This window comes from Streptomyces sp. NPDC001093 (genome assembly GCF_040298985.1).
Taxonomy (GTDB): Bacteria; Actinomycetota; Actinomycetes; order Streptomycetales; family Streptomycetaceae; genus Streptomyces.
Map to the genome: position 1 here is coordinate 1 of NZ_JBEPBF010000240.1, position 6,878 is coordinate 6,878.

Consider the following 6,878-nt stretch of genomic DNA (forward strand, 5'->3'; position numbering starts at 1 on the left):
AGCTACCTTGCCGGCCTCCACCTCCGTGCCTCGATGATCTGGATCAACGACCTCCTGAAGACGACTGGTTGATCACAACATCACACAGGCCCTAGCACCAGCAGCTGTGGCGACGCTCCATGCCGGCCGAGATGACCCCGTAGGCGGGCGGCTCAGGTTCGCATCGTCCTGGCTGGTCAGGCGTCGTCGCGCAGGTGGGCGAGCCCGCTGAGAAGGAGTTCGAGTCCGAAGGAGAACTCGTCCTCGATCGGAACGGGCATCGACCCGGCGACGGTAACCGTGGCCGGGAACAAGGCTGGATCGACGCTCTGGAAGACGGCGGACACTTGTGCGTCCGCGAGTTGCCCGCCGCCGCCATGACCGTTGACCTGTATGGCGAATCCGAGGACGTAGCGGGAGAGGGTGGCAAACGCGTGCGCGGCCAGTCGCGGCGGGAAGCCGCTGTCGAGCAGTGCCGCGACACAGTGCTCCCGCAGCGCCATGGCGTTCGGCCCCAGGGGTATCTCTTCGACCATCAGGCGCGCCGCGTTCCGGTGCCGGGCCAGGGCCTCGAACATGGTGTGCGCGACCGTCCGCAGCGCTTGCTGCCAGCCCATCGCGAGGAGTTCGTCGCCATTCAGTTCCACGGCGCCGAACATGCGGTCTACGACATGGGCGACCAGCGCTGCCCGGTTGTCGAAATGCCGGTACAGCGTCGCCGTGCCCGAGCCCAGGCGCTGGGCCAGTGTCCGCATCGAGAGCGCGTCGGCCCCTTCATCGTCCACGATCTGCAGTGCGGTGGAGACGATGCGCTCCAGCGGCACGGGCGGACGCCCTGGGCGCCGAGCCGATGCCGTGGCCGCTCGCATAGGACCAGCTGGTGCCACTGAACGCCCACCTCCTCGGCTAGAACCATAACAGCAACACCGTATCCATTTTGGAGATCGCCGGTTGGGCATGGAGTGGCGGCGCCCTCTTCGATCCACCCACCGGTGACCGCTCCTATGGAGTTCGACGGCGGGCGGGTGAACGCCAAGGACTGATGTTCCAAGAGCGAGGTCTCGCGGATCTGCCAGGACCTGGACTGTCAGCTCGCTGCATTCCGCAGCCGCCATTTGAAGCATGTCCGGTTCCCGTACGTGTACCTGGACGCGACCTGCTGCATAGCCCGTGTCGAGCACCAGATCGTGTCGCGGGCGGTGGTGATCGCCACCGGGATCACCGAGGACGGCGGCCGCGAGGTGCTGGGAATGATGGTCGGCGACAGCGAGACCCAGGTGTTCTGGACTCAGTTCCTGCGCTCCCTGCGCGAGCGCGGCCAACCAGCTCAGCACCGTCCGCGACTGCGAACCCTTGCCGCCGTGTCCGGCAGCGGACAGCCCAGCGCGTCAAGATCCGCCAGGGCCGCTGGTGACAACTATCGCGCTTCGGCACAGCAGCTCACGGCCGCCTGCGGCAGCCACCATCCTCAGGCCGCCGGCCAAGCGCGCACTGACGGGGTGGGGCCGTCCGCCTCACCGTTCAGGGGGCGATCGGGTCCGGGCGCTTGTCTGGGTGGGCGGCCGTGACGTACTTCATGGCTGTGGCCTTGCCCAGGCCGAACAGCCGCATCAGGTGGACCGGGTCGGCTGTGTGGCGGGCTTCGTCGTAGATGCGGTCCTCGCGCAGTCGGCGCGCGGGGAGGCCGGCGCGTTCGAACACGGTCTTGGTGACCTCGGTGCTGAGCATCGGCTTGGTGGGGTCGGTGGCAGAGACGCGGCTCACGAGGAGGTGCGGGTTCGTGGTCCGTGGCCAGCTGTGATGGCGCTGCCGCAACCAGGCGGTGGCCAGGGCGGTGGTGATCTCTTCGAGGTAGATGTAGTGGTCGGCGCGTCCGGGGCGGCGGACGCGCAGTCGTCCCCGGGCTCGGTCGAGGTCGTCCAGGAGCAGGCGCGGCAGGTTTTCGTGCGTGAGGGCGTGGATGGCCACGAGGGCGATGATCAGCTGGCTTCGGGCGTCCTCGACGCGGGTCAGGAGACCCTTGAGGGTGTCGCTCGGCAGCCGGGCCGGGAGCCGTGGAGCGGTGGTCAGGGTGATGTGGCGGACGGGGTCGCGGAAGATCTTGCGTTCGCGGCGCAGCGCGCGAAAGAGCGACCGGAGCGGGGGGTGAACCGAATGCCGGCGGGCGGCTTCGGTCTCATCGAGGACGGCGGTGATGTGGCTGCTGGTGATCTCCCGGAGGTCCGTGATCCCCTCGGCTGCCCAGGCGTTCAGGACCGGGGCGGTGTTGCATACGTAGACGTAGACGGTCCCGCAGGCCAGGGCGGGACTGGGGCGGGAGCCCAGGCCGAGCAGGACGTCGATCCACAGGTGGACCGCGCCGTCGAACGGTGCGGGCAGGGAGTCAGCCAGGCGTCGGGCGCGGGCCAGCTCGGCGCTCCGTGCCGGGGCGGCTTCCAGCAGCTCCCGTTCCCGGAGGAAGTGGATGACGCGGCGTCCGTTGTGGTGGCCGCTGAGCGCTGCGATGGCGGTGACGTCCCGCTCCCGCAGCGGGGCCCGGCCCCCGAGGTGGGCCAGCAGGATCCGCAGGGTGCGCAGGCTGCCTGTGCCAGCCCGGCGGGGATCGACGTCGTGGCTGCGCAGGTAGTCGGCGAAGGCGCGCAGGAGGTCCTGCGAGTCGGGGTCGAGGGCGTACTCGTTGCCGGGGTCGAGTCGGTCCCAGGCCCTGGGCGGCTCGTCGAAGAGAGGCAGCTGTGCGGGGTCGGCCGGGTGCGGGGTGGTGGGGCGGTCGGCACGTGCGGCGGCCAGGATCTGCTTCTTCTTGGTGCGGAAGCGGCCGTTGGGGCCGCCCGGCTGGCGGCTCCTGATCGTCAGGCCGAGGCTGCGGCCGAGCCACAGCTGATCTCCTCCGGCCAGGGCGGCGCCGCTGAGGTCACTCTCGTACTCCCGCACCACCAGCGTGCAGAAGCGGCAGAGCCCGGCCCGGACCGGCAGGTGCCGGCGGCAGCGAGTGCAGTCGGCGAGCGTGGGATGGTCGCGCCGCCATCCGGAGCAGCCGATGCACAGCCTCGCGCGATCGTTGCCCCATGCCAGGCAGTGGGCGCAGCTCCCGTCGCCGTAGTCCCTCCAGCGCGACACAGCCGGTCCTCTCAGTTCGGAGGCAGCGCGCGGCGGCGGCCGTCGCTGCCGGGTTTGGGGATCGGCCGGACCGGGCCCGCGGGCCCGCCTTGTCCGGCGGCGGGGCGCTCGGCGTCGGCGGGCTGTGCGGTGGCGACCGGCTCGGCTTCCATCAGGTCCGCGACGGTGCACTCAAGTGCCGTGCAGATCATGTCGAGGTCTTCGAGGCGGACCGTGATCGGAGTGTTCGACCATAGGGCCGCGACCTTACTCAGCGACGGGTTGAAGCCCACCTCGCGGAAAGCGGCCAGCAGTTGGGTAGGCCGCCAGATGTCACGGCGGGCCGCGACCCAGCGCAGGTTCCACTTCATCGGTTCACGACCCCAGGCTCAGCCGGCGAACAGCTCGCCGGGAAGATTCGAGGCTGCGCAACTCCGGGTCGCCCTTCGCGGTGGCGAGGTAGCCGACCGTGGTCGTCGCCCAGGTATGCCCCAGCAGGACCTGAACGTCCCACAGCGGCAACCCGGCCTCGTAGTTGTGGGTGGCGCAGGCGTGCCGCAGCAGGTGCGGGAACAGGTTGGTCACCGGGCCCTTGAGGTGGGCCCGGCCGGCGTCCTTGAGGACCTTGCGGAAGGTGTCCGGGGTGATCGCGGGCGCCACCGGCAGATTCAGGGCGGCCACCGCGCCGGGGATCCTCTCGGACGGGAACAGCGGCGCGTACGGGTCAGTCGGGTCGTCGCGGAACTCCCCGCGGACCTCCTCGACGTACCACCACAGCAGAGTCCGGCCCTCCTCGAACAGGTACGCCTCACGGTCGCGGGGGCCGGAGCCCTTCGCGCCCTTGCCGCGGACGAGGAAGCGGCCCCACTGGCCGTTCTCTCAGTGCACGTCACCGATCCGGACCCCGCACAGCTCGGCCGCCCGCACCCCGGAAATGTAGGTGATCTTGCTCATGACGTAGTTCCGGACGGCCACCGGGTACTTGCGGGCGGCCGGCAGCGCCGCACGCCAGGCGGCGAAGAAGTCCCTCGTTGCCGCGGCCGACGGCGGCACCCGCAGCCCGACATCGCCCTGCCGCCTGACGCCAGGCGCTTCGATACAACGGTGATCCGGGCATTTTAGGATCGGCCGGGTCGATTCGGGGGATCGTGGGTGTCGGCCTGGGCGGGTGGGCAGGGTGATGTCGGTACGCGATCCCGGGTGCGGGCACGGCTCGGGTGGTGTCGTGCCATGGCCTTGGAGAGGGACGGCGTGGGGCACTTCACGCGGAGCGGGGAGGACGGTAGCACCGGCGCGCAGGAGCACTGGCTGCAGCGGGGCGAGGCTCGGAAGGTGGCATTCGACCGGGCGGAGTTCGTCGACGATTACGCGGTGCTGCGATGGGATACCGCTCGGGGTGGTATCGGGCTGGTGCACTCACTGGTCGGTGGCAACGCCAGCTGTCAGATAGTCATTCGGGCCCTGCGCCGGCACTACGGCGACCGCTTAGCCAACCGGTACGCGTGCGTTGCTGTGGCGCAGACCAGCACACAGGTGACCCAGCCGTATGTGCCCCAGCTCCTGGCCCGCGACATCGGCGTATCGGGCAAGGAATACGAGACGAGCTGGGCCGAGCTGGCGGGAGTGCTCGGGCAGCCGGCGCCGTACTGGTTCCATCACGTGCGCGACTGTGACACGTTCGCTGCCTGGCGGCCGGGCGCGCCGCCGGCGATTGTCCCGGCCCACGACATCGTCACGCCGGTCAAGGCGCTGGTGGAACTCGCTGCGGATGAGCCGGACGGCTCCCCGGCCGCCGAGGTGTGCTGGTACCTCGCCCGGGAGATCCGCCGGCGCGGCCACGCCTCGGTCACGCGCAACATCACCGAGCTGCGCAAGAACGCCGCCGATGGCGGCGACGGCGCCCACCTGGTCCTCGGCGCGGTGCCTGCCCCGCTCATGCGCCCTGCCCCGCAGGAGCCGACCGAGATGGTCCGCCGCGCCGGCTGGCTGGCCATCACCGAACGCCGAGACGTCCTCGCCCACCGAGTAGCGGACTTCGCCCAGCGTTGGGACGGCGGCCAGGACTGGCACACAGGAGCCGTCACCAACCTCGACCCACACTCCTGCACCACCACCCACGAATGGGCCCAGCGCCTGGTCCCCGCAGAGCCCGACCAGCCGCCCACCGTCCTGGAGAAACACCTCCTGGACAACCTCCGCGGAACCGACACCGATGCCCTTCTCCACGATCCCGTCGCCGGCGTCCCCGTCCTGCACCATGCCCCGGACACCATCAACGCCAGGTTGGTCACCTACGCCCTGCAGCGCCTGCCCACCAGCTCGCCACTCGCCGCCCTCATCCTCAGCGACAACAACTGCTGGATCCGCACCCAGGACGGCACGCTGTGGCTCGCCCCGGAGCGCAAGGGCTGGGGGATCGGCTACGGCTACTCAGGCAACGGATGCCACGCCCTCGCCGACCTCGTCGCCGCTCTCCTCGAGGACATCTCCACACCCGCGGCCCGCCACAGCGACCCTGATGCGCCGCGCGGCCTGTTCCAACTGCTCCGAGATACCGCCTCGGACGGCGCGACCACCTACACCCGGGCCCAGCTGCTCGCCGCCCAGGCCAGGTGACGGCGACAGACCCACTGTCCGCTGCACCTCGTTGATCCAAGGGCGGCAGCTTCTGTGCACCGACGAGGACCGGACACCGAGGCCAGTGCCATTTTCTGGCCTCGGCTGCGCCTGTCCGGACGGCGTCCCCGGACTGGGCGAGGCGGCCGCCTGGTAGCCGTCGCGTCCACTGCCCCGACCGTTTCCTGCACTGCTGCGATCGGGTGTCTGTCGTCATGCCCAGGGCTACGCAGATCGCTTACTGCCGGGCCGTGGCCTGTTCGTCAAGGGCGGTCACGGTGGCGGCTTTGCCGTCCTGCAGTTGCTGAAGGCGCTTGAGCGTCGCGACGAGCATGGCCTGTGTGCCCGAGGGGTCGCCTGCGGTGCCGCCTTCGATGCGTACCCGGATGTTGACCTTGCCCGAGCGGACGTACCCGTAGACGGAGTCGTCGCTGAGTCCGGGGTTGATCACCAGTGTGTTTTCGTCGCCCACCGGCTTTTTGGGGGTCTGCTGCTTGCTGGTCTCGTTGCCCTTCCACGTCGTGTACTGGCGGTGGGCGTCGTCGGCTGATTTGAAGAGGCAGATCTCTATGTACGCCATGTCGTTCGTGGACCCGTTGTACTCGTACGCGGAATCGCCGCCGCGGACCCACCCCGCCGGCGCGGACTTGGCGTCCTCTGTGCCATTGCAGTACTGCCCTTCCGTCACCGACTTGTCGCCGTGAAGGGACCAGCCGGGAAGTGTCTCGCCGTCGCCGAGCAGGGCCTGCGTGATCTGGGCCTGGGGGAGTTCCTTCGTGATCGGCTTCGGGGCAGGAGCGGAGACCGGCTCATCGCCATTCTGCGTGGTGCCGGGGGCGGGAGCCGGCTTGTCGCTGCTGGAGGAGCAGGCGGTGAGCGTGGCAATTCCGACAAGGGCAGCTACGAGGGTGAGGCGTGCACGTGACATGCACACAGCCTATCCACTGTTGATCATCAAGCTGTGGGGCTTTCCGCGAGGGCGCGCCCGCGCCGCGGCTCCCATGGGCGTATGCACGTTCGGTTATCTTTTCGCCCCACCTCTACCGCTGTGGCCGGATCAGGTGCGTGATCCATCCACCCCCCGACGCAGTAGGGCCTTCCCCCGTGATGGTGGACACGCTTCGTTGATCACGCGGCGAGCGTGAGCTTAGCCGCGTGGTGTCGGCGTTCGTATTCGTTGGGGCTGA

General features: G+C 69.5%; 7 protein-coding genes and 1 pseudogene. 2 read left to right on the forward strand and 6 right to left on the reverse strand.

Annotated elements, in window-relative coordinates:
- Positions 1–176 precede the first annotated feature (176 nt).
- Positions 177–803: a TetR/AcrR family transcriptional regulator gene (locus tag ABT288_RS48925; protein ID WP_351623232.1), complete on the reverse strand. Its 627-nt coding sequence runs from the start codon at positions 801–803 to the stop codon at positions 177–179.
- 222 nt (positions 804–1,025) lie between these two features.
- Between ABT288_RS48925 and ABT288_RS48930 the strand changes: the two are divergent.
- Positions 1,026–1,298 (forward strand): annotated as a pseudogene (locus ABT288_RS48930) (transposase); the annotation flags it as partial.
- A gap of 202 nt (positions 1,299–1,500) precedes the next feature.
- On the opposite strand, the gene ABT288_RS48935 reads toward ABT288_RS48930, so the two are convergent.
- The 4 genes from ABT288_RS48935 to ABT288_RS48950 form a co-directional block, all read right to left on the reverse strand.
- Positions 1,501–3,096: a site-specific integrase gene (locus ABT288_RS48935; protein WP_351623234.1), complete on the reverse strand. Its 1,596-nt coding sequence runs from the start codon at positions 3,094–3,096 to the stop codon at positions 1,501–1,503.
- A gap of 11 nt (positions 3,097–3,107) precedes the next feature.
- Positions 3,108–3,446: a helix-turn-helix domain-containing protein gene (locus tag ABT288_RS48940; protein WP_351623236.1), complete on the reverse strand. Its 339-nt coding sequence runs from the start codon at positions 3,444–3,446 to the stop codon at positions 3,108–3,110.
- A gap of 4 nt (positions 3,447–3,450) precedes the next feature.
- The gene (locus tag ABT288_RS48945) at positions 3,451–3,756 is read right to left on the reverse strand and encodes a tyrosine-type recombinase/integrase (protein WP_351623238.1); all 306 of its coding nucleotides are present in this window, start codon (positions 3,754–3,756) and stop codon (positions 3,451–3,453) included.
- Between the two features lie 198 nt (positions 3,757–3,954).
- A complete protein-coding gene (locus ABT288_RS48950) occupies positions 3,955–4,128 on the reverse strand; it encodes a hypothetical protein (protein WP_351623240.1) in 174 nt (57 codons plus the stop codon).
- A gap of 177 nt (positions 4,129–4,305) precedes the next feature.
- On the opposite strand from ABT288_RS48950, the gene ABT288_RS48955 reads away from it, so the two are divergent.
- Positions 4,306–5,691: a hypothetical protein gene (locus ABT288_RS48955; protein ID WP_351623242.1), complete on the forward strand. Its 1,386-nt coding sequence runs from the start codon at positions 4,306–4,308 to the stop codon at positions 5,689–5,691.
- A gap of 238 nt (positions 5,692–5,929) precedes the next feature.
- On the opposite strand, the gene ABT288_RS48960 is transcribed toward ABT288_RS48955, so the two are convergent.
- Positions 5,930–6,619, reverse strand: a complete 690-nt coding sequence (locus ABT288_RS48960; RefSeq protein ID WP_351623243.1) for a hypothetical protein — start codon at positions 6,617–6,619, stop codon at positions 5,930–5,932.
- Positions 6,620–6,878: the final 259 nt, after the last annotated feature.

Excerpts from the sequence above, each read along its gene's own strand:
- ABT288_RS48940 (WP_351623236.1), bottom strand. The coding sequence starts at position 3,446 with ATGAAGTGGAACCTGCGCTGGGTCGCGGCCCGCCGTGACATCTGGCGG.
- ABT288_RS48955 (WP_351623242.1), top strand. The coding sequence starts at position 4,306 with ATGGCCTTGGAGAGGGACGGCGTGGGGCACTTCACGCGGAGCGGGGAG.
- ABT288_RS48960 (WP_351623243.1), bottom strand. The coding sequence starts at position 6,619 with ATGTCACGTGCACGCCTCACCCTCGTAGCTGCCCTTGTCGGAATTGCC.